Genomic DNA, 21,058 nt, shown 5'->3' with positions numbered 1-21,058 from the left:
GTTGTGAGGAGAGGACTTGCTCTAACAACTGTTTTAATTCTTTCCGTTATAGCTTTAGTTTTTACGGGTGTTATGCTTTACATGGTTACTGCTTCCAGTCAGATGTCTGGAATGGCCTACAGGTACAGGTCTTCCCTTGAGGTAGCTAAGGGCGTTTCTCAGTATCTTATGACACTTATGGACAGTGATGAACTCTGTAAGTATACAAACTGCGCAAGACCCAATCAGCTGATAAATTTAGGTTCTTATTCCAATATAGGTGATTACAGAGTTCAGGCTAAACTCTTAAAGTATATAAATGATCCTACTACCGGAGCTGTTATTTACTCTGTAGAGGTTAACGTTGTTAACACCAAAATTCCGGCAGAACACTCTACAGTTTATTTCATCTATAAAGTTGAGTAATTAAAAGTTAATTTTGTCTGTTCCTAAGTAGTTTCTCAATACTTCTGGAATTATAATGCTTCCGTCTTTCTGTTGATACTGCTCTAAGATGGCTATTACGGTTCTTCCTACTGCCAAGCCTGAGCCGTTGAGTGTGTGGACAAGCCTTGTTTTACCTTCTTTATCTCTGAACCTTATCTGAGCTCTTCTTGCCTGGAAGTCTTCACAGTTTGAGCAGGAGGAGATTTCTCTATACCTGTTCTGTGAAGGTATCCAGACCTCAATGTCGTAGGTTTTTGCAGCGGAAAATCCGAGGTCGCCGGTGCAGAGTTCCACAACTCTGTAGTGAAGCCCGAGGAGCTGGAGAACTTTCTCGGCCTCCCTTACGAGTTTCTCCAATTCTTCGTATGACTTTTCGGGGTGGACGATTTTTACGAGCTCTACCTTGTTAAACTGATGGAGCCTCATTATTCCCCTTACGTCCCTTCCGTGGGCTCCAGCCTCCTTTCTGAAGCAGGGAGTGTAGGCGGTGTAGTATTTGGGGAGCTCCTTCTCAGGGATTATCTCTCCTGCGTGAAGGTTGGTTAGGGGAACTTCAGCAGTTGGGATAAGCCACAGGTCTTCGTTTTCAATTTTGTAAAGGTCTTCCTCAAACTTTGGAAGCTGGCCAGTTCCCGTCATCGTTTTTGTGTTGACTAAGAAAGGAGGTATTACTTCCTCGTAGCCGTGCTCTTGTGTGTGGAGGTCAAGCATGAAGTTTATGAGAGCTCTCTCTAATTTCGCTCCCCACTTTTTGTAAACGACAAACCTTGAGCCTGCAAGTTTTGTAGCCCTTTCAAAGTCTAAAATTCCAAGTTTTTCCGCTATTTCCCAGTGGGGGAGGGGTTCAAAGTCAAACTTAGGTTTCTCTCCCCAGTATCTAACCACTACGTTGTTGTTCTCGTCCTCTCCGACGGGGACTGACGGGTGGGGAATATTAGGGATGGAGAGGATGAGTCTTTGAAACCTCTCCTCTACGTCTTTTAACTCTTTCTCTAAATCCTTTGCCTTTTTTGATATCTCTTCAACTTCTGCCTTAATCCGTAGGGCTTCTTCCTTTTTACCTTCTCTAAATAGACTTCCTATCTCTTTTGAGAGCTTGTTCCTCTTTGCCTTTAGCTGTTCAATCTCTGAAAGGAGTGTCCTCCTTTCCCTGTCTACTGCTAAAAGTTCGTCTACCCTCTCTGCGTATACCGGGTCTCTACGGGAGAGGAGCTCCTTTACCCTTTCACTCTCTTTTCTAACAAGTTTTATGTCAATCATCCTTTTCCTCCTTTCTAATAGCTAATATTTTCATAGCCTCTTCTGGTAAAAGAACTGGAACTTCAGACTCCGGGAAGTCTTTTGTGTTTCTTGTGACAATGCAGTTACAGTTGGAATGTAAGGCAGAGGCGTAAACAACGGCATCTTCAAAATCCTTAAAACTGACAAGGTTTTTTGCTGTCTCAATGACTGTTCTGTTAACTGCTGCTACATCTAATAAACTAAGGAGAAGATCTATGTATTCCTTGGCTTTTTGATGGCTAAGTTTTTTTCTTAATAGGTAATAAACCGTAGTAAAAGCTGTTGCACAGGCAATACCTACTATCTCTCCTTTTTCAACTTTTGAAAAGAGGAGAGCTGCCTGTTTAATGAAAGGTTCCCTCTCCAAAAGGAGGTCTAAGATAACATTCGTATCAAATAGAATTCTCATAGATATTTCTCTTCCAAGTGCTTCTTGTAGTCAAACTCATTAAGATTGGAGTTCTTAAGGATTCCCATAAGTTTACGAACGGTAGGCGTAATTTCTTCCTCGGCGGTAAGAGTCCTAAAAAACTTTTCAACCAGCCTTGATATTGGCTCTCCTCTCTTGTTTGAATACTCCTTGGCGGCTTCTATTACATCTCTATCAAGCCTAAGGGTAAGCTTTGATTTCAACGGTTCCTCCTGCCGTATTTTAAATCTTAATTTATACGTCTAAGTTGTGAGGAACAAGGAATAGTTACTCTTCCTCCTGCTGCATTTTGGATACAGAGACTACAGCGTCGTCTTCTGAGAGCTTTTGGATTCTCACTCCCCTTGTGTGCCTTCCGTAAACGGGGACGTCTCCGCTGTTAATCCTGATTATCTTACCGTTTTTGGAGACTAAGATTATGGGCTCTTCGTCTTTTAATGTAAGAGCGTTTGCTACTTTTCCGGTTTTTTCAGAGAGTTTCGTTGCTATTAGTCCTTTACCCCCTCTTCTCTGGAGGTGGAATTCTGAGATGAGAGCTCTTTTACCGTATCCCTTTTCAGTTACTATAAGGAGGTATTTATCGTCCGGTTCCACTACCGCTGCAGAGACTACAGCATCGTTCTCGTCAAGGAGCATTCCCCTCACGCCCCTTGCGCTTCTTCCCATCTTTCTAACGTCCTGGACGGGGAACCTTATGGCCCTTCCGTTCCTTGAAACTAAGATTACGTTATCGTTCTCTCCTACAAGTCCTACGTAAACCAGTCTGTCTCCGGGCTCAAGGTTAATTGCGTTTATTCCTGTTGACCTTGGGTTTGAGAACTCCTGAAGAGCCGTTCTCTTAACGTAGCCTTTCTGGGTTACAAAGAATATGTCCTTGTTAATTGAGAAGTCTTTAACGGGAATTATCCTTGAAACCACTTCGTTTCCTGACATTCCTGGCAGGAAGTTCCTTATGGACTGACCCCCTGAAGGTCTTTCCATTTTAGGAATTTCGTAGGCTTTGAGCCAGTAGACCTTACCTTGGTTTGTGAATATGAGGAGGTGGTCTTTTGAGGAGGCAGTTATTACGTCTTTTACAAAGTCTCCCTTTCTTGTTTTAATTCCTCTAACTCCCGTTCCACTTCTACCTTGTGTTCTGTAAATACTTGCGGAGACTCTTGCCACGAATCCCTTGTGGGTTAGGAAGATTACGACCTCTTCCTCTTCAATCATTGACTCTACGTCTATTTCGCTCTCCTTAGAGACTATCGCCGTTCTTCTCTCGTCTCCGAAGAGGGAGATTATTTCATCCATGTCTTCTTTAATGAGCCTTTTCTGTTCTTCCGGGTTTTCAAGAACGTTCCTGTAGTAGTTGGCCTCTTTCTGGAGTTTTTTATACTCAGATTCAAGTTTTTCTCTCTCAAGGCCTGTTAACCTCTGGAGTTTCATGTCTAAGATGGCTTTTGTCTGCTTCTCCGTCAGTCCAAACTCTTGAGTGAGCTTTTCCTGAGCTATCTGCGGGCTTTCGGCTGTCTTTACGATTTCAACCACTCTGTCAATGTTCTCGAGGGCAACCTTTAACCCTTCAAGGATGTGGAGCCTTTCCTCTGCCTTCCTGAGTAAAAAGGCTGTTCTCCTGAGGATTGCCTCTCGGCGGAAGTTTATGAACTCCTGAAGGTAGCGCTTGAGGTTGAGGAGTTTAGGCTCTCCGTTTACAAGGGCTATCATGTTAAAGCCGAAGTTTGTTTGTAAGGGTGTAAACTTGTAGAGCTTGTTGAGAACTACTTGGGGAGTTGCGTCCCTTTTAAGCTCTATTACGACCCTTATACCTTCTCTGTCTGACTCGTCTCTTATGTCTGAAATTCCATCTATTTTTTTATCCTTTACAAGGTCAGCTATCTTCTTTATGAGGTCTGCTTTGTTGACCTGGTAGGGGAGCTCCGTTATCACAATTGCCGTTTTCCTCCTCACTTCCTCTATTCTGTGTTTTGCCCTTATGGTTACGCTTCCCCTACCACTCTTGTAGATTTTGGGCAGGTCTTCAGGGTTTATGACTTCAGCTCCCGTCGGGAAGTCTGGGCCTTTTACGAACTGTAGGAGCTCCTCCGTTGTGGCCTCCGGGTGGTCAACAAGGTATTTAACCGCTTCACAGACCTCTTTCATGTTGTGGGGAGGAATGTTTGTCGCCATTCCGACTGCAATTCCGGCAGCTCCGTTAACCAAAAGGTTCGGGAACCTTGCAGGCAGAACCTCCGGCTCTAAGAGGGACTCGTCAAAGTTCGGTTTAAAGTCAACTGTGTCCTTTTCAATGTCTTTAAGAAGCTCAATGGAGACCTTAGAGAGCCTTGCCTCGGTATAGCGCATTGCAGCCGCTGAGTCGCCGTCTACTGAGCCAAAGTTTCCCTGACCGTCTACGAGGGGATAGCGCATAGAGAAGTCTTGAGCCATTCTAACCAGTGCGTCGTAAACTGCCGTATCTCCGTGTGGGTGGAATTTACCGAGGCAGTTGTGAACAACGACGCCGTTTGCTATGAATTCGTGGTCTTTCTCAACCTGAATGTCGTAGGTTACCTCTGCCGGGGCGTCTTCTACCTCTTCAACTCTGTCAAAGAACCAGTTGTAAGAGAGAGTATTTCTTAAAAACTCTGAGTATTCGGAACCTATCAGCTCAGCTTTCCTTAAAAGACCTAAATCAACAAGAAAGCTCCTATAAACCTTGCGGATTTTTGTTCCCGTTGGATACTTTGTTCCGCACCTTACCTTTTGACCTTCAGGAGTTTGGTACCAACCTCTTCCGAGATGTTTTTCTGGGAATTCTTTCATTAGTAAAGTTCCCACAAAGGGAACCTCATCGAGAGAGCTCCTTTTTACTCTGCCGTAGTTAAACCTACTTACCTTTAAGGGTTTAATTGGGGCAGAAAGAAGTTTCTCTACATAGTTTCCTCTTACTTCTAAATAGTAAATCCTGTGCCTTCCTATAACTTGCTTTCCCCTTACTCTGCCGTTTTTCGGTTGGGTTGAGTAGAGTTTTGACGGAATTCCTAAAGAGAACAGGAGAGTTTGGACGTCTTTTAGGAGCTCTCCCGGAATTCCAGCTATTACTACTCCGTTTCTTTTCTTGTGAATGAAACCGTCTGAATCAATGAGGCCTGAGACGAAAGAGAGAATGACGTTTCTACTTGATGAGAACATCCACGAGGGAACTTTTTTCGTTAGGGCGTTGACTGTTTCGTTGCACTCAAAGATTTTCATAAGAGTTTTGGTCTTAGAAGATGAGACTCTTAATGTATAACCATTTATCCGCGGTTCTATTCCGATTTTCCTGAGAATTGATGCAGCACGTGAAACTGCTTCTGGTAGAGAAGATATTGACAGACCGAACCTGTGGTAGCCTCTTTTGTCCCTCTCTATCCAGCCGTCTCCACAGAAGAGACCTGTCAGGTATGCCACTTCTTCATCTAAAATGACTCCCTCTAGTCTTTGGTACGGAAGGTTTTTGGGGTAAACTCCCCTTAAGAGTAAAACGTCTCCCTTTTTAAGCTCAGAAGCTTTTTTCCAGAGGAGCTCTCCGTCTTCGGTTAAAACTTTAAACATCTGGCCGGGGGTGCACTTTAGGCTGATGCCGCTTCTGAGTTTAACCTCTTTTAACTCTTGAGGGGGCATTACGTAGAGCTCTGTAACCTTTCCGATTCCTGTTGACGTATAAACCTCGTCTCCGACCCTTATGTCCTCTATGTTCTTTAAGCCTTTTGGTGTAAAAACCTTCGTTCCCTTAACAAAACACTCTCCTACGATTCTTGCGCTTTTCTTGTATGGTTTATCGGGATAAAGTCCCAATTGGTACATTGAGTAGAGAATTCTCCTGTGGACTGGCTTAAGACCGTCTCTTGCGTCCGGTAGTGCCCTACCTACGATTACGCTCATTGCGTAATCAAGGTAGGACTGTTTCATTTCATCTTCTATCGGAACCGGTATTATCTTCTCCAACTTTTCCCTCCTATTTGTCGTTGGATTCTTCCTCTCCCAGCTGGTTAATTAACTGGTCGTAGTAAATCTTCTCCATCTCCTCTTCGGGGAAATGGGTAGGTGGAGGATAGTTTTCAACTATCTCATCGTAAGTGGGAACGAACCTTCCACACTCAAACTTTTCGCACATTTTCAGTGCAATTTTACCCCAAGGTGGGGCCGATACGCCTCCACCTGTTGCTCCTCTCCACATGGTTTTGTAGCTGTCCCTTCCGAACCAGACGCTCATTACGAAAGAAGTTGTAAAACCGGTAAAGTAGGTATCCCTGTAGTCGTTTGTAGTTCCTGTTTTTCCTGCTACGTCAAACTGGTCAGTCAGGTAAGAGATAGCGGCTGCCGTTCCCTCTTTAACAACATCCTGCAGAATAGAGCGGAGAATAAATACAGATTGAGGATCAGAAACTTTTTTGAGTTTTGGGTAACCAATGTAGACAGTTCTACCGTATCTATCTTTCACTTTTAAAACAGTGTAGGGTTCTTTGAGTATTCCTCCGCTCTGAAAGGCGGTATAAGCTCTTACTACTCTAAAGAGGTTTGATGGAAAGCTCCCAAGAACGTAGGAGAGGTCAAAAGGAGAGTCAGGGGATATCATCTCAAACTTTATGAGGTTCTGTCTTATTTTCTGTGGGAAGTGCATTGCAAGGTGAAGGGTTGCAACGTTTACAGAGTGTATCAGAGCCTGTCTTAAGGTCATAAACGGAGTAAACCTCTTGTTGTAGTTTTCTGGTTTCCACCAGAGATTTTTCCCCGTTTTTGGGTCTTTTTTATCCATCGGCATTTCTATCGGTTCGTTGGAGACAAAATCAAGGGGAGACCAGCCGTTTTGGAATGCTGTTAGATAGGTAAACGGTTTGGCCGTAGAACCTATAGGTCTTTGAACCTGAAAGGCCCTGTTCAGTTTTGATTTTGAGTAGTCGTTTCCTCCGACAACAAAAATTACTCTTCCGTCTTTATCAACGGCGAAACCTGCACACTGAAGGTCGTCTAACTTGTGGGATTTGCTGTAGAACTCGTTATACTCTGAAAGGACTTGCTGGGCGTAATTTTCTATTTCGGGGTCAATAGATGTGTAGATTGAGTAACCGCCAGTGTAGAGCTGTTTAGGTGAAAGGATACCCTTTTTTAGGATTTCATACTTGACAAAGTCAAGGTCATAACCTGCTGTTCTTGGGTAGTTTGGAGCTTTTAACGGAGTTAGGGGTTCCTTTATGGCCTCTTGATACTGGGCTTCGGTTATGTATCCCTTCTCAACCATTTTCTTAAGGATAAGGTTTCTTCTTTTGAGAGCTCTCTCAGGGTGTTTAAACGGGTTGTAGTATTCAGGACCTCTGATTATTCCTGCAAGGAGGGCACACTGGGCGGGAGTTAGCTGGTTTAAGTCCTCTCCGAAGAGAACCCAAGTAGCGGCTTTTACTCCGTAGGCTCCGTTTGAGAGGTAGATGTAGTTAAGGTATAGCTCCAGTATCTCCTCTTTCGTTAAGTTCTCCTCTATCCTTTTGGCAAGCTCTATCTCTTTTAGTTTCCTCTCTATAGTTCTTTTGGGGGAGAGGAAAACCATTTTTGCAAGCTGCTGTGTAATTGTGCTTCCGCCCTGAACTATCTTTCCCTTTGAGATATCTGTTATTGCTGCCCTTACTATTCCGATTGGGTCTATTCCGCTGTGCTTGAAAAACCTTTCGTCTTCGGCAGTTATTACGGCGTAAATGAGTGTTTTGGGAATTTCACTGTAGGGGGCGTAGAGTCTGAACTTTCCGATGTAGAAGAAACCTATAGGTTTTCCGTTGCTTCCGTAAACTGTTGAGGCAAACGGCGGCATGAGTTGGTTTTTGTAGGCTGTTGATCCAAAGGAAGAAACAGTAGTTACTAATACGACTAAAAAAGCGATTAGAAGCCTTAACATGGGGATCCACCTCGTATTATATTTCCTGCCATGAATGCGAAAATTTATTCTACCCTCTCTAAAGTTGCCAAATACGTTTTAAGTGAGTTTCTCTTTTTCGTGTTAGGGGGTTTTTTCTCTACCTGATGCTCGTTAATTGATAAAATCTCTGTAGAAAAATTTAAACTGGAGAGAGAAAGTGGAGTTTGAAGCAGTAATAGGACTTGAAGTTCATGCACAACTCTTAACGAAGACGAAGATATTCTGTTCCTGTAAGAACGAGTTCGGAGCTCCCCCGAACACCAACGTCTGTCCTGTCTGTTTGGGAATGCCGGGATCCTTGCCGGTGCTTAATAAGAAGGCGGTTGAATACGCCGTAAAGGCGGCTTTAGCCCTCAACTGTAAGATTAACCGCTACTCCGTATTTGCCCGTAAACACTACTTCTACCCAGACCTTCCTAAGGCTTACCAGATTACGCAGTATGAACTTCCCTTTGCCGAGAACGGTTGGGTTGAGATAGAAAAGAGCGACGGAACTAAGAAGAGGATAAGGATAAGGCGTATCCACATGGAGGAGGATGCCGGTAAGACGATCCACGGTGAAGGGTTTGACGATAACTCCTACGTTGACCTGAATAGAGCTGGAACTCCTCTGATTGAAATAGTTTCAGAGCCTGACATATCAACTCCTGAAGAAGCCCGTCTCTACATGCAGAAGCTGAGGGACATACTGGTCTGGATAGGGGTAAACGACGGAAACCTTGAGGAGGGTTCTTTAAGGTGTGATGCTAACGTCTCAATCAAACCGAAAGGGAGCAAGGAGCTCGGGACGAGAACAGAGATAAAGAACGTTAACTCTTTCCGTTTTATCCAGAAAGCCCTTGAGTATGAGATTCAAAGGCAGATAGATGTAGTGAAGAGTGGCGGTAAGATTGTTCAGGAGACGAGGCTCTTTGATTCAAGTAGGGGGATAACAAAAACCATGAGGACGAAAGAGGAGGCCGAGGACTACCGTTACTTCCCGGAGCCTGACCTTCCGCCTCTGATAATAGACGACGAGTGGCTTGAGTCTATAAGGGAGAGTCTGCCGGAGCTCCCCGACCAAGTTAAAGAGAGGTTCGTTGAGGAGTTTCAGATAACTTCCTACGACGCAAGTATTTTAGTTAGGGAGAGGGCTCTTGCCGAGTTCTTTGAGAAGGCGGCAAAGGCTTACAGCGGTGAACCTAAAAGGGTGGCAAACATCATCATTTCAGACTACCTGGGAATACTCAACGAAGAGAAGCTCTCGGTAGAGGAGTCTCCCGTTAAGCCTGAGCAGGTGGCGAAGCTCCTTGAGCTTGTAGATAAGGGGGTTATCTCTATAAGGGTTGCAAAGGAGGAAGTTCTCCCTGAAATGGTTAAAACCGGTAAACCACCGAAGGAAATCGTTGAAGAGAAAGGTTTGGTTCAGATTTCCGACGAGTCTGCCCTTAAGGAGATAATTAAGAAAGTCCTTGCAAGCAACGAAAAGGCCGTTAAGCAGTATAAAGAAGGGAACGAGAAACAGAAGCAGAAAGCTGTTAAGTTCCTAATTGGTCAGGTTATGAAGGAGACCCGCGGAAAGGCCAACCCGAAGCTCCTGAACGAGCTCATTCCACAGGTTTTAGACGGGGAGGGGTAGGAGCTCCTTCCCCTTCAAGTTTTCCGAAAGACAAATTTTCTTCCTTTACTGTTACTGTTGTCATTTTTATTTTTTCGTTTGCAAACAGTAATAGTAATCATTAAATTGACATTAAAGCCGATAACAGGAGGTATCTTTGGATAGGAGGAATTTCCTCAAAAAAACACTTCTTGGAACTGGTGCACTGGTTGTTGGGGGAGCTCCCGCCGTTGCCAAGGTAGCAGAGGCTGCAGGTAAGAGAGACGTTCCCGTCTTCGGCCCCGATTTAAAGACGGTAGGAGGCAGGAAACACACTCCTTTCGTTAAAGCTCCAAAGAAAGTGAAGGCAGGAGATTGGTTTGACGTTTTCGTTGAAGTTGGCCACTACAAGCCCCATCCCAACACGATGATCCACTGGATTGAGTCTGTTTCCCTCTGGATTGACAATTTTGAAGTGGCAAGTGCAAGGTTTAGAGCAACTCAGGGAGCTCCCAGGGCTACATTTACAGTAGAGGTTGACAGACCTGGTAAAGTTACACTTAGAGGTTTCGGATACTGTAACATCCACGGTCTATGGGTCAGCCTTCCTGTTGAGGTAGAGGTAGTTTGAAGGGAAAGTTAAGGGAGTTCTACTTGAAAGTTCGGCGGCTGCCGAAGAGGAAACTGATTCTCTACTCGGTGGCTGCCAAACTCGTAGAAGTGGCCATTTCGGCTTACTTAATCAAGAAGTTTTTGCTCCGTTAAGTTCAATAAACATCCTTTCTGGTTCATAGGTTCCCCAAACCGTCGGGTAGAAGTTCTTAACCCTATTCCTTGCAGCTTCCAATACTAAGGGAGCCGCTATGTAGATGAGGGGCTGCTGGTAGGCGATTATGTAGTAAGCCTTCTTGTAGAGCTCCACCCTCTTTCTAAAGTCAAGTGTTGTTGCGGCTTCCTCAAAAAGCCGGTCAACCTCTGCTTCCCACTCCGTTTCCGGCTTTTTCTGGTTTGGGTTCCACATGTGGAGCTGTCCGCTACTCATCCAGACGTTCTTACCGCCATTGGGGTCTATTGAGCCTGTAAGCCCTATTATTACTGCGTCAAAGTCGTGGGTGTGGAGGAGCTTCTCAACCAAGTTGTTAAAGTCTAAGGCCTGAAAATTTACCTTTATCCCGAGCCTTTTCAGGTCATACTTGAGGATTGCTCCTATCTGAACTCTTGCTGGATTGTTTGAGTTTGTTAGAAGGTTAAACTCAACTCTGTAACCGTCTGGAGTTTCAAGCCAGCCGTCTCCGTTCCTGTCTTTTAGGCCTATTAAGGCAAGGAGCTGTTTTGCCTTTTTCAAGTTATAGGGGAACTTCGGGTAGTTTGGATCCCAGTAGAGCTTGTTTGCAGGCGTAACAGGAGCGTAAACAGGGTAGCCTAAGCCGTTGTAAACTGTTAAGACTATCCCTTCTCGGTCTACAGAGTGGGAAATTGCCCAACGGAATAGCCTGTTCCTGAAGAGTTTTAGTTTCCATTGGGGAAGATTTCCCCTTTTCTGGTTAAAACAGATGAAGTCTGCCGTTAAAGAGGGGCCAAGGTTGTATATAGTGTAGTCCCCTCTTTTCTCTCCCTCTTTGAGCTCCGGGTAGTCATCTCCCCTAATGCTGTAAAAATCAAGCTCTCCTGCTTTAAACCTAAGTAGTTGAGTGTTTTGGTCTGGAAGTATCGCCTTTACCTTTTTATCAACGTAAGGAAGTCTCTTTCCCCGGTTATCAAACTTCCAGTATCTTCTGTTTCTTTCGTAAATGAGATACTGACCGGGAACGTATCTGACTAACCTGTAGGGGCCAGTTCCAACGAGCTTTTCAGGAGGAGTTGATACCGTCCAAAACTCCATAAATTTATCGCTCTCAACAGCTTCCTTTACTACATGTTTTGGGAAAATTGGAGCTGAAAGGGAGTATAGGAGCGGGGCAAAGGGAACGGGAAGTGTAAACTCAACGGTGAGGTGGTCAACTTTTCTCACCTTTGGGAGCTCTTCCTTAACCGTAAAGGAGTCTTTCGTTGAGTTGGGAATTTTCGGGTTAAAGTAGATGCGGTTATACGTATAGACAACGTCGTCTGCCGTAAAGGGTTTTCCGTCAAACCAGAAGACGTTTTCCCTTAGGTGGAAAATCCACCTCAGGCCGCCTTCTCTGAACTCCCACGATTTGGCGAGAGCCCCCCTGGGTTTTAAGGTTTTCAGGTCAACATCTGTTAAACCTTCAAAGAGCTCTCCTACGGCCTCTGTTGATGAGGTTTCGTTTGCAAGGACTAAGTTAAAGGTCTTTGGGTCTGAAGAGGTTGCCGTGTAAAGAGTCCCACCGTAAACTCCCGGCAGGAACTCTGCCTTTTCAAGGTCAACTCTTTTTCCGGTTTCAAACTTTCTCTTCTTGGCCTTCGGCTCCAGAAAAAAAAGAGGAAGTGCGAAGGGGGATAGAGCCAAAGCTCCACCAAAGAGCAATAGTTTTAGAATAGTTCTCCTTTCAAGTATAAAGCCATTGCCGTTCAACCTTTTTCTCCCGTTGAAAACTTATAGAAAAATCCTAAATTTAGGATAGCCAAATATTAGCTGGTGCCCCGCCAGAGTTTCCACTCTAACCCAATTCGGAGGTTTCAATGGCAAATCAGAAAATCAACTATTGGACAACTATTGTAGAAAAAGTTGATTCAATTTTGGGGAAAGAGGGAGTTCTTGCCGTTCAGGAAGTTCCCGGAAGAGGAAGAGTTTTAGTAGGCTACAGGCCTCAGTTCGTTATAGACGCCCTTAATCAAGTCATCGGGGCAAACAACTGGGGTTATGAAGTTCTTGACCACTCTTTAGAGAAGGTTGAGAACAAAAAAGGTGAAGTTAGATACTTGGCTTGCGTTAAGTTAAGGCTCTGGTTAATGGAAAAGGAATCTGCAAAGGACGTTTTTGGAGGGAGTGAGAACTACACTCCTGGAGATGCCCTTAAGGGAGCCGTTACAGACGCAATTCAGAAAGGGCTTTCTCTCTTTTCAATCGGAAGGAAAGCCTACAGGGGAGAGTTAAAGGAGCTCCTGCCCCGTAAAGAGCAGGAGAGGGAAACGAAGGCAACATCAAGACAGGTTGAGTTCATCAAAAGGCTCGCTCAAGAAACGGGAACCGACATTTCTAAGCTCAACCTGAACCGTCTTACTTCTGAGAGAGCATCAAAAATTATAGAAGAACTAATGGCAAAGAGGAAGGTAAGTTAATTCTCGGCGGGGCACCAGCTTGTATAATTGAACCCGGAAAACTTGGAAAAGAGAAGAGGGAGTAAATGGCAAACGGAGAAAAGTACGACGCTTCTGCGATAAAAGTTCTTGAAGGTCTTGAGGCTGTTAGGAAAAGACCGGGAATGTACATCGGAGATACAGGGTCTTACGGCCTTCACCACCTTGTGTTTGAGGTTGTTGATAACAGCGTTGACGAAGCTCTTGCCGGTTACTGCACGGAGGTAGAGGTTATTATCCACCCTGATAACTCGGTAACCGTTGCAGATAACGGAAGAGGGATTCCCGTTGATGTACATCCTGAATACGGTAAGCCGGCGGCTGAGATAGTTCTTACCGTTCTACACGCAGGCGGTAAGTTTGAGAAGAAAGCTTACAAGTACTCCGGAGGTCTTCACGGAGTTGGAGTTTCTGTCGTTAACGCGCTTTCAGAGTGGTTAAAGCTTGAAATACACAGAGACGGAAAGGTTTACAAGCAGGTCTACGAGAGAGGAAAGCCCGTTACTCAGTTTGCCTGTGTTGGAGAGACAAAGAAAAGGGGAACTATAGTAACCTTCAAGCCAGACCCGGAGATATTTGAGGTTACAGAATTTAGCTGGGATATCCTTGCAAACAGGTTGAGAGAGCTTGCCTTCTTGAACAAGGGATTGAGAATTACACTCGTAGACGAGAGGGTAGAGCCGCTGAGGAGAGAAGTTTTCTACTACGAAGGTGGAATTGTAGAGTTCGTTAAGAAGATAAACGAGAAGAAAGACCCTCTCTTCCCTGAGCCCATCTACATAACCGGAGAGAAAGACGACGTTTTAGTAGAGGTTGCTCTCCAGTATAACTCAACCTATACGGAGCAGATTTTCAGTTTTGTTAACAACATAAACACAAGGGAAGGCGGAACCCACGTAGCCGGTTTCAGAATGGCTCTAACAAGGGCCATTACGAAATTCATTGAGGAGAACAACCTCCTTCCGAAAAACGCTAAGATTTCTGTAACGGGAGACGACGTTCGGGAAGGCCTTGTTGCCGTTATCTCCGTTAAGGTTCCTAACCCTCAGTTTGAGGGGCAGACGAAGGCCAAGCTTGGAAACTCTGAAGTTCGGCCGATTGTCGCTTCTATCGTTTACGACAAGCTCTGGAGTTTCTTAACTGAAAGGCCGGACGTTGGAAGGAAAATTGCTGAGAAGGTTATAACCGCCGCAAGAGCGAGGGAGGCTGCAAAGAGGGCAAGGGAGCTTACAAGAAGGAAGAGTGCATTGGAGGAGTTCTCCCTTCCCGGAAAACTTGCAGACTGCTCTGAGAGAGACCCTGAGAGGACGGAGCTCTTCTTGGTTGAAGGGGACTCTGCCGGAGGGAGCGCGAAACAGGGAAGAGACAGGCGCTTTCAGGCAATACTGCCACTTAAGGGAAAAATAATAAACGTTGAGAAGGCAAGGATAGAGAAAGTTCTCTCTAACGACGAGATAAAAACGATAATTACTGCCCTTGGAACAGGAGTTGGAAAGAACTTTGACATTAGTAAGCTCCGTTACAACAAGATAATCATAATGACAGACGCAGACGTTGACGGAGCCCACATCAGAACGCTTCTTCTAACGTTTTTCTTTCGCCAGTTTCCCGAAATTGTTGAGAGAGGGCATCTCTACATAGCCCAGCCGCCACTCTACAGGCTTAAAAAAGGGAAGAAGGAGATATACATAAAGAGCGACGAGGAGCTTGAAAGGGTTGTTTTGGAGTTTGCTCTGGACTCTGTGGAGTTCCTCTCTCCCGAAGGTAACCCCTTAAGGGAAGAAGAGGCAAAAGAGGTAGTTGACAAGCTTCTTAAACTCCAGGATGTTCTTTCAATCCTTGCAAGGAAGAGGGACAGGGAGCTCATAAATCTCCTATTAAGGGTTGGGGCCGACTACAGGGAGCTCTACGAGAAGGAAAAGGCTGAAGCCCTTGTAGAGAGGTTTAAAGAGAACCTACCTGATGAGCTCAAGGGAACGGAGTTTGAGATTGTTGAGGACAAGGAGCACTGCTCTTTCAGGATAGTGGCCAGGATTCCCTTTGACAAATACCTCAAAAAAGAGGACGTGATAGACGAAGACCTGCTCATTTCAGACCTGTTTAAGCAGGGAAGGGGTCTGAAGAGGAGGTTAAGGGAGCTCTTAGGAGAACCTCCTTACAGGGTTAAAACTAAAAAGGGAGAAACTCTTGAGTTTAAAACGGCTGATAATCTCTTTAACTACCTAATAGACACAGGTAAGGAAGGGATATACATTCAGAGGTACAAAGGTCTTGGGGAGATGAACCCTGAGCAGCTGTGGGAAACTACGATGAGCCCAGAAAACAGGACGCTCCTCAAGGTTACCGTTGAAGACGCCGTTCAGGCAGACGAGGTCTTTACTGTTCTGATGGGAGATAAGGTTGAACCGAGGCGGGAGTTTATCCAGAAGTTTGCAAAAGAAGTTAGAAACCTTGACGTTTAAGGGGGAGCTGTGAATTACCAGCTCCTCTTCGTTTACGGAACCCTCATGAAAGGGCTGTCAGCCCACGCGTTTCTCGTTGATTCCCACTTTGTTTCCCACGGAATTCTCTACGGAGCTAAGCTTCTCCACCTTAAAGACGGATTTCCCGGAGTCATTGAAGGCGAAGGAACCGTTTTCGGAGAGGTTTACAGGGTAGACGACCTTACGCTTAAGGCTATAGACCTGTTTGAAGAATTTAACGAGCTCTTTCCAGAAGAGAGTTTCTACATAAGGAAGTTAAAACCTATAAGGCTCATTCCTATGAACGAGTTTGTAGAGGCTTGGGTTTACGTTCTTAACCCTATACTCCTTGAAGACTTAGAGTTTACGGAAGTTCCCTTTGGAAACTGGAGGGAGTTTCTGAGTAAGTTCTTAAAGATGTAAGGGGCAGCAGGGCTACCCCGAAATTCTGTCGTGGCCTACTACAACCTTTCCTGCCCAGTCGGAAAGAATCCTACAGGCAACGTCAACGCCGCTTCCCGCTGCCGTTGCAACCATAGTTATCTCCCCGGCAGCAAGTCCTGCAACGAAAACGCCTTCTTTCTTAGGTTTTAGTGCAATCTTTCCGGGCCTCGGAGAGCGTGGATGGGGAATCACCTCTACTAAATCCGTTTTAACGTCAAAGGAGTGGAAACCTGTTGCAAAAACAACCAGCTCCGCCTCAAACTCCCTACCGTCGGACAGAACAACCTTAAAGTTTCCCTTTTCTCCGGTTACCTCTGATACCTCTCCTTCTGTGAGGTTAACATCTTCAAACTCCTCAACCTGAGTCCTTAAGAACTCAAGGTATTCCTCTCCGCTGGTTCCCCTTTTCACTCCCGGAACGTTGTTTAGAACTGCCTTAAGGACGTCGGAGTTCCCGCTGTCTACCACTAAAAACTTCTTTCCACTTGCAAACTCAAACCTCTTTGCTCCGTCTGCAAGGGTCAAGGCACAGGAAAGACCTGCAACTCCTCCGCCTACAACTGCAACGCTGTACATTCTCTCCTCCTCGTTTTTAGTTAAAAATACTTCTATGTAGTATTATTTTCAAACTCCGAAGGAGGTTATTGTGAAGTCTTACACGGAGTATCTGACTTTCAAAACGAAAAAGAGAAGAGACCTTGTAAGAATTACCGATACCGTTAAGGAGGCCGTTAGAAAATCGGGAGTTAAAGAGGGACTGTGTCTTGTCTCTGCAATGCACCTTACTGCTGCAGTTATCATTCAGGATGACGAGGAGGGGCTCCACGAGGACATATGGGAGTGGCTTGAGAGGTTGGCTCCCTTTAAACTGGACTACAAGCACCACAAAACTGGTGAGGATAATGGAGACGCTCACCTAAAGAACCTTTTAGTCCACCTTCAGGTAGTCCTTCCAATAACTAACGGAGAGTTAGATCTTGGCCCCTGGCAGGAGATATTCTACGCAGAGTTTGACGGTCAAAGGCCGAAAAGGGTGATAATAAAGATTATTGGAGAGTAGATGAAAGAGGCCGTTTTAGTAACCTACATGGGAGCTCCCTCAAACCTTAAAGAAATTAAACCCTTCCTCTACCGGCTCTTTTCAGATAGAGACTTAATAAACTTTGGAGTTCCTTCACTTCTTCAAAAGCCCCTTGCCTACCTGATAGCTACCTTTAGAGCTCCGAAGGTCAAACCTCAGTACGAAGCTATAGGTGGAGGAAGTCCTTTAGTTGCAAATACCCTTGAGCAGGTTAGGTTGGTCTCTGGAAGAGTAGGTTTAAAAACCTACGCTGGAATGCTCTACTCTAAGCCCCTTCTTGAAAAGACTGCAGAACAGATTGTGGTTGACGGAGTAAAGAAGCTCTACCACATAACCCTTTACCCTCAGTTCTCCTACGGAACAACTGGTGCCTGTATAAGAGATGTTGAAAGGCTTTTAAGCGAAGAAGTAGCCAAGATAAAGCACGTTAAATCCTGGACTAATAATCCTTTTTACATTCGTTGGATAAAGGAGTTGGTAGGAAAGAAGTTAGAAAGGCTATCTCCTGATGAAACTGTTGTTCTCTTCTCAGCCCACAGCCTTCCGAAGTATTTTGTTGAGGAAAAGGGAGACCCGTACCCTAAAGAGGTTAGTTCAACTGTTAAGAAGGTAATGGAAGCTTTTACCGATTTTAACTACAGAATTTCCTACCAGAGTAAAGTCGGTTCTATTGAGTGGCTTGAGCCTTCAACGGAGGAAGAACTTCACAGGATAAAGGAGGAAGGGTTTAAGAACGTAGTTGTTTTTCCAATTAGTTTTGTCTCTGAACATGTAGAGACCCTCTACGAGCTTGATATTGAATACAGTAAAGTAGCCCGTGAGCTTGGGCTTAACTTTTTCAGAGTTAAGCTTGACCATAAGCATCCCCTCTTGATAGGTGCCATTTCTAAAGAGATTAATAAATTGAGAAATGAATAAAAGTTTGAGGGAATAGAATGAAGGTCTGTGTTGTTGGAGCTGGAGTTTCGGGTCTTTCTGTTGCTTTCTACTTAAAGAGGAGGGGAGCTGAGGTTGTTGTCCTTGAAAAGGATAGAGAACCTGGCGGTAAGATGAGAACTGTTTATGAAAAGGGCTACATCGTTGAAGCTGGTCCCAATGGCTTTTTAGATGGAAAGCCCTACACCCTCAACTTGGTTAAAGCCCTTGGAATTGAAGAGAAACTTTACAGGAGCTCCGACAAGGCAAGAAAACGCTTCATATATACAAACGGTAAGCTCGTAAGGCTTCCGGAGAACCCGATAACCTTCCTCTCAAGTTACCTGATGTCTTGGAAGGGGAAACTTAGGCTTTTAGGAGAGTTCTTCGTTCCTCCGAAAAGAGACGGTACAGATGAGACACTTGGGAACTTTGTGAGGAGGAGGTTAGGGGAGGAGGCTTTAGAGAAACTCTTAGATCCGATGGTTGCCGGTATATTTGCAGGAGACCCAGACAGAATGAGCCTTAAGGCAGCTTTCCCCACTATCTACAACCTTGAAAAACAGTACGGCGGTCTGATTAAAGGGCTTATTGCAAAGATGAAGGAAGCCAAAGAAAGTGGGAAGAGTTCTTCCGGCCCTGCAGGTCCAGGAGGGGTCCTTACCTCCTTCTTAGGTGGAACAAAGGACTTAATTAATGCACTATCAGAGAGTTTAAGTGAGGAACTCCGAACAGACGTTTCTGTTGAAAGGATTGAAAGGTCTGAAAGGGGCTGGGTTGTTACCTGGAAAGAGAAAAGTGGGGAGTTTACAGACCGGTTTGACCACTTAATCGTTTCAACTCCTGCTTACGCTGCGGCTGAGCTCCTAAAGGGGGTTAGCGAGGAGCTCTCAGAGCTCCTTTCAAAGATTGAATACTCTCCGATTTCTGTTGTTGCTCTTGGGTTTCAAAAGAAAGGGTTAGGACACGACCTTGACGGCTTTGGATTCTTAGTTCCAAGGAGTGAGGGGAGGAAAATATTGGGAGCTCTTTGGGACAGTTCAGTTTTTCCAAACAGAGCTCCAGAAGGTAAAGCACTCATAAGGGTGATGGTAGGAGGGGCGAGGCAGCCCGAACTTGCTCTTTTACCGGAAGAGGAGCTTGTAGAGATTGCGTTAAAAGAGCTCCGCCGGATAATGAAAATTCGCCACTACCCGGAGATGGTTAAGGTCTTTAAACACGAAAAAGGGATTCCTCACTACACCTTAGGCCACTGTGAAAGGGTTGACAGAATATTTGAGATTGGAGAGCAGTTGGGGAACCTTCACTTTTGTTCAAACGCATACAGGGGAGTTGGAGTAAACGACTGCACAAAGCTTGCCCAGGAAACTGCTGAGAGAATAGCGGGAAAATGAGAAAAGTTAGGCTTTTAGACTGGCAGATAAAAGTTGATGTAGTAATTCAGAAAGGTACAAACAGACCGATTGAAAAGAGAGCACTTGAAGAGGGAGTTGAACTTTGAGGGAGAAGTTCTTAAAGGTCCTCCAAGAGGAAGAAAAGCACCTTAAGCGATTGAAAGAGGCCTACTCACTACTTAAGGAGTTAGGTTATGAACTTCATTTAAATGGTAGGTCTGTAGAAGAGCTCTTAAAGATTAGGAAAGGAACTATGGCTCTTGACCAGATTGCCTACCGTTTTTCAAAACTTCAAGGTTCCTTAGGAAAACTGCTCAGGGCTGTTGAGAGTCTTTCAATGGTTGATGTTTTCTCAACGGCCGAAAAGTTGAGATTTCCGGTTAGTGAAGAGAAGTAGTTTGAGCTCAGGGAGTTGAGGAACATAATTGCCCACGAGTATGAGGAGAAACGGGTAAAATAGCTGAGCTCGTTAACAGGGTTTACGGGGAGCTCCCCTACTTACAGGAACTCGTTGAATACATTTCAAGGAGGGTTAAATGATACCGCGCTACACTCTTCCTGAGATGGGGAAGATTTGGGACGAACAGAACAAGCTTAGGAACTGGTTAAAGGTTGAAGTTGCAGCTGTAGAGAGCTGGGCAGAGATAGGGAAGATTCCGAAAGAAGCAGTTGAGAAGATTAAAGATAAAGTTAAGCCCTACCTTGAGGGAGAGAAGGACTTTGATACCAAAAGAATTGCGGAGATAGAGGAGGTAACGAACCACGACGTTATAGCCTTCCTCACCTACGTAAAAGAGATAGTCGGAGACGAAGCCAAATACCTCCACTTTGGAATGACCTCTTCAGACATGCTTGACACGGCTTTTGCCCTACAAATAAAGCAGGCTGGGGAGCTTCTACTGAAAGATATTGAGAGGGTAATGGAGGCCATAAAGAAGAGGGCATTTGAACACAAGATGACAGTTATGGTTGGAAGGACCCATGGAATCCACGCAGAGCCCATAACCTTTGGCCTAAAGCTTGCCATATGGTACGACGAGATGAGGAGACACTACGAGAGGTTAAAGGCTGCAACTGAGAGGGCAGCAGTAGGGAAGATTTCAGGAGCCGTTGGAACCTTTGCGAACATAGACCCAAGGGTTGAAGAGCTTACCTGTAAGAAGCTTGGAATCGGCTACGCAAAGGCTTCAAACCAGGTTGTTCAGAGGGATAGACACGCAGAGTTTCTCTGTGCCTTAGCTCTTACCGCCTCATCAATTGAGAAGTTCGCAACAGAAATTAGACACCTTCAGAGGACTGAAGTTAGAGAGGTTGAGGAACCATTCAGGAAAGGACAGAAAGGCTCATCTGCAATGCCACACAAGAGAAACCCGATACTTTCAGAGAGACTCTGCGGTTTGGCAAGGGTTGTAAGGAGTTCCTCTATAGTCGGAATGGAGAACGTACCTCTTTGGCACGAGAGGGACATCTCCCACTCCTCAACGGAGAGGACTGTTTTTCCAGACGCCTGCATCGTTTTAGACTACATGCTTCAGAAGTTTGCAAACCTTATGGAGAACCTTGTCGTTTACCCTGAAAACATGATAAAGAACCTTAACCTTTTGAAGGGATTAATCTTCAGCCAGAGAGTTCTTCTGACCCTTATAGAAAAGGGAGGCCTTTCAAGGGAAGACGCTTACGCAATAGTTCAGGAAAACGCCATGAAGGTCTGGAACGAGGGAGCGGACTTTAAGGAACTCCTCAAAAAGGACGAAAGGGTAAGAAAGGTTCTAACAGAGAAGGAGATTGAAGAGATATTTGACCTCTCCTACCATACAAAACACGTTGACTACATATTCAAGAGAGTTTTCGGCGAGTCTTAA

General features: G+C 45.0%; 19 protein-coding genes and 1 pseudogene. 12 read left to right on the top strand and 8 right to left on the bottom strand.

Translation table 11 applies throughout. The annotated features are described in order from the left end of the window. The first annotated feature begins 3 nt into the window (after window positions 1-3). Complete coding sequence (locus tag ACZ424_RS02900) at window positions 4-405, top strand: hypothetical protein (RefSeq protein WP_464905024.1); 402 nt, start codon at window positions 4-6, stop codon at window positions 403-405. Here the strand turns inward: ACZ424_RS02900 and serS are convergent, their stop codons facing one another. The 6 genes and pseudogenes from serS to ACZ424_RS02870 form a co-directional block, all read right to left on the bottom strand. Next, window positions 406-1,686, bottom strand: coding sequence for a serine--tRNA ligase (gene serS, locus ACZ424_RS02895; RefSeq protein WP_464905023.1), 1,281 nt, complete (start codon window positions 1,684-1,686; stop codon window positions 406-408). Continuing rightward, complete coding sequence (locus tag ACZ424_RS02890) at window positions 1,679-2,116, bottom strand: putative toxin-antitoxin system toxin component, PIN family (protein ID WP_464905022.1); 438 nt, start codon at window positions 2,114-2,116, stop codon at window positions 1,679-1,681. The genes serS and ACZ424_RS02890 overlap by 8 nt, the downstream gene beginning before the upstream one ends. Next, complete coding sequence (locus tag ACZ424_RS02885; protein WP_464905021.1) at window positions 2,113-2,340, bottom strand: DUF6364 family protein; 228 nt, start codon at window positions 2,338-2,340, stop codon at window positions 2,113-2,115. The genes ACZ424_RS02890 and ACZ424_RS02885 overlap by 4 nt, the downstream gene beginning before the upstream one ends. 64 nt (window positions 2,341-2,404) lie before the next feature. Beyond that, entirely contained in the window at window positions 2,405-5,779 is a 3,375-nt protein-coding gene (gene gyrA / locus ACZ424_RS02880) for a DNA gyrase subunit A (protein WP_464905205.1), read from the bottom strand. A 108-nt stretch (window positions 5,780-5,887) separates the two neighbouring features. Further along, a pseudogene (locus ACZ424_RS02875) lies at window positions 5,888-6,067 on the bottom strand (DNA gyrase subunit A); the annotation flags it as partial. Window positions 6,068-6,113: 46 nt separating this feature from the next. Then, complete coding sequence (locus ACZ424_RS02870; protein ID WP_464905020.1) at window positions 6,114-8,042, bottom strand: transglycosylase domain-containing protein; 1,929 nt, start codon at window positions 8,040-8,042, stop codon at window positions 6,114-6,116. Between the two features lie 178 nt (window positions 8,043-8,220). Here ACZ424_RS02870 and gatB point away from each other — a divergent pair, with 178 nt between their 5' ends. From gatB to ACZ424_RS02855, 3 genes are all read left to right on the top strand, one after another. After that, the gene (gene gatB, locus ACZ424_RS02865; protein WP_464905019.1) at window positions 8,221-9,681 is read left to right on the top strand and encodes an Asp-tRNA(Asn)/Glu-tRNA(Gln) amidotransferase subunit GatB; all 1,461 of its coding nucleotides are present in this window, start codon (window positions 8,221-8,223) and stop codon (window positions 9,679-9,681) included. 136 nt (window positions 9,682-9,817) lie between these two features. Continuing rightward, window positions 9,818-10,270 carry a desulfoferrodoxin family protein gene (locus ACZ424_RS02860; RefSeq protein WP_464905018.1) on the top strand — a complete coding sequence of 151 codons (453 nt, stop codon included), beginning with the start codon at window positions 9,818-9,820 and terminating at the stop codon, window positions 10,268-10,270. Beyond that, window positions 10,267-10,404: a hypothetical protein gene (locus ACZ424_RS02855; RefSeq protein WP_464905017.1), complete on the top strand. Its 138-nt coding sequence runs from the start codon at window positions 10,267-10,269 to the stop codon at window positions 10,402-10,404. The genes ACZ424_RS02860 and ACZ424_RS02855 overlap by 4 nt, the downstream gene beginning before the upstream one ends. Here ACZ424_RS02855 and ACZ424_RS02850 read toward each other — a convergent pair. Beyond that, on the bottom strand, window positions 10,382-12,175 hold the full coding sequence (locus ACZ424_RS02850; protein WP_464905016.1) for an ABC transporter substrate-binding protein: 1,794 nt from the start codon (window positions 12,173-12,175) through the stop codon (window positions 10,382-10,384). The two genes, ACZ424_RS02855 and ACZ424_RS02850, sit on opposite strands and share 23 nt — an antisense overlap. Before the next feature lie 107 nt (window positions 12,176-12,282). On the opposite strand from ACZ424_RS02850, the gene ACZ424_RS02845 reads away from it, so the two are divergent. From ACZ424_RS02845 to ACZ424_RS02835, 3 genes are all read left to right on the top strand, one after another. Then, complete coding sequence (locus ACZ424_RS02845) at window positions 12,283-12,882, top strand: Rad52/Rad22 family DNA repair protein (protein ID WP_464905015.1); 600 nt, start codon at window positions 12,283-12,285, stop codon at window positions 12,880-12,882. Between the two features lie 65 nt (window positions 12,883-12,947). After that, a complete protein-coding gene (gene gyrB / locus ACZ424_RS02840) occupies window positions 12,948-15,362 on the top strand; it encodes a DNA topoisomerase (ATP-hydrolyzing) subunit B (RefSeq protein WP_464905014.1) in 2,415 nt (804 codons plus the stop codon). 9 nt (window positions 15,363-15,371) lie between these two features. Further along, window positions 15,372-15,785: a gamma-glutamylcyclotransferase family protein gene (locus tag ACZ424_RS02835; RefSeq protein ID WP_464905013.1), complete on the top strand. Its 414-nt coding sequence runs from the start codon at window positions 15,372-15,374 to the stop codon at window positions 15,783-15,785. Between the two features lie 12 nt (window positions 15,786-15,797). On the opposite strand, the gene ACZ424_RS02830 is transcribed toward ACZ424_RS02835, so the two are convergent. Then, window positions 15,798-16,382, bottom strand: a complete 585-nt coding sequence (locus tag ACZ424_RS02830; RefSeq protein ID WP_464905012.1) for an FAD-dependent oxidoreductase — start codon at window positions 16,380-16,382, stop codon at window positions 15,798-15,800. Window positions 16,383-16,452: 70 nt separating this feature from the next. Here ACZ424_RS02830 and ACZ424_RS02825 point away from each other — a divergent pair, with 70 nt between their 5' ends. The 5 genes from ACZ424_RS02825 (at window position 16,453) to purB (ending at window position 21,058) form a co-directional block, all read left to right on the top strand. After that, complete coding sequence (locus ACZ424_RS02825; protein WP_464905011.1) at window positions 16,453-16,866, top strand: secondary thiamine-phosphate synthase enzyme YjbQ; 414 nt, start codon at window positions 16,453-16,455, stop codon at window positions 16,864-16,866. Beyond that, entirely contained in the window at window positions 16,867-17,805 is a 939-nt protein-coding gene (hemH, locus tag ACZ424_RS02820; RefSeq protein ID WP_464905010.1) for a ferrochelatase, read from the top strand. Between the two features lie 17 nt (window positions 17,806-17,822). Further along, window positions 17,823-19,196: a protoporphyrinogen oxidase gene (hemG, locus tag ACZ424_RS02815; protein ID WP_464905009.1), complete on the top strand. Its 1,374-nt coding sequence runs from the start codon at window positions 17,823-17,825 to the stop codon at window positions 19,194-19,196. Between the two features lie 103 nt (window positions 19,197-19,299). Beyond that, on the top strand, window positions 19,300-19,593 hold the full coding sequence (locus tag ACZ424_RS02810; protein WP_464905008.1) for a hypothetical protein: 294 nt from the start codon (window positions 19,300-19,302) through the stop codon (window positions 19,591-19,593). A gap of 139 nt (window positions 19,594-19,732) precedes the next feature. After that, window positions 19,733-21,058, top strand: a complete 1,326-nt coding sequence (gene purB, locus ACZ424_RS02805; protein ID WP_464905007.1) for an adenylosuccinate lyase — start codon at window positions 19,733-19,735, stop codon at window positions 21,056-21,058.

The organism is Thermovibrio ruber (assembly GCF_055380895.1).
This window is presented reverse-complemented; position numbering and strand designations above follow the sequence as displayed.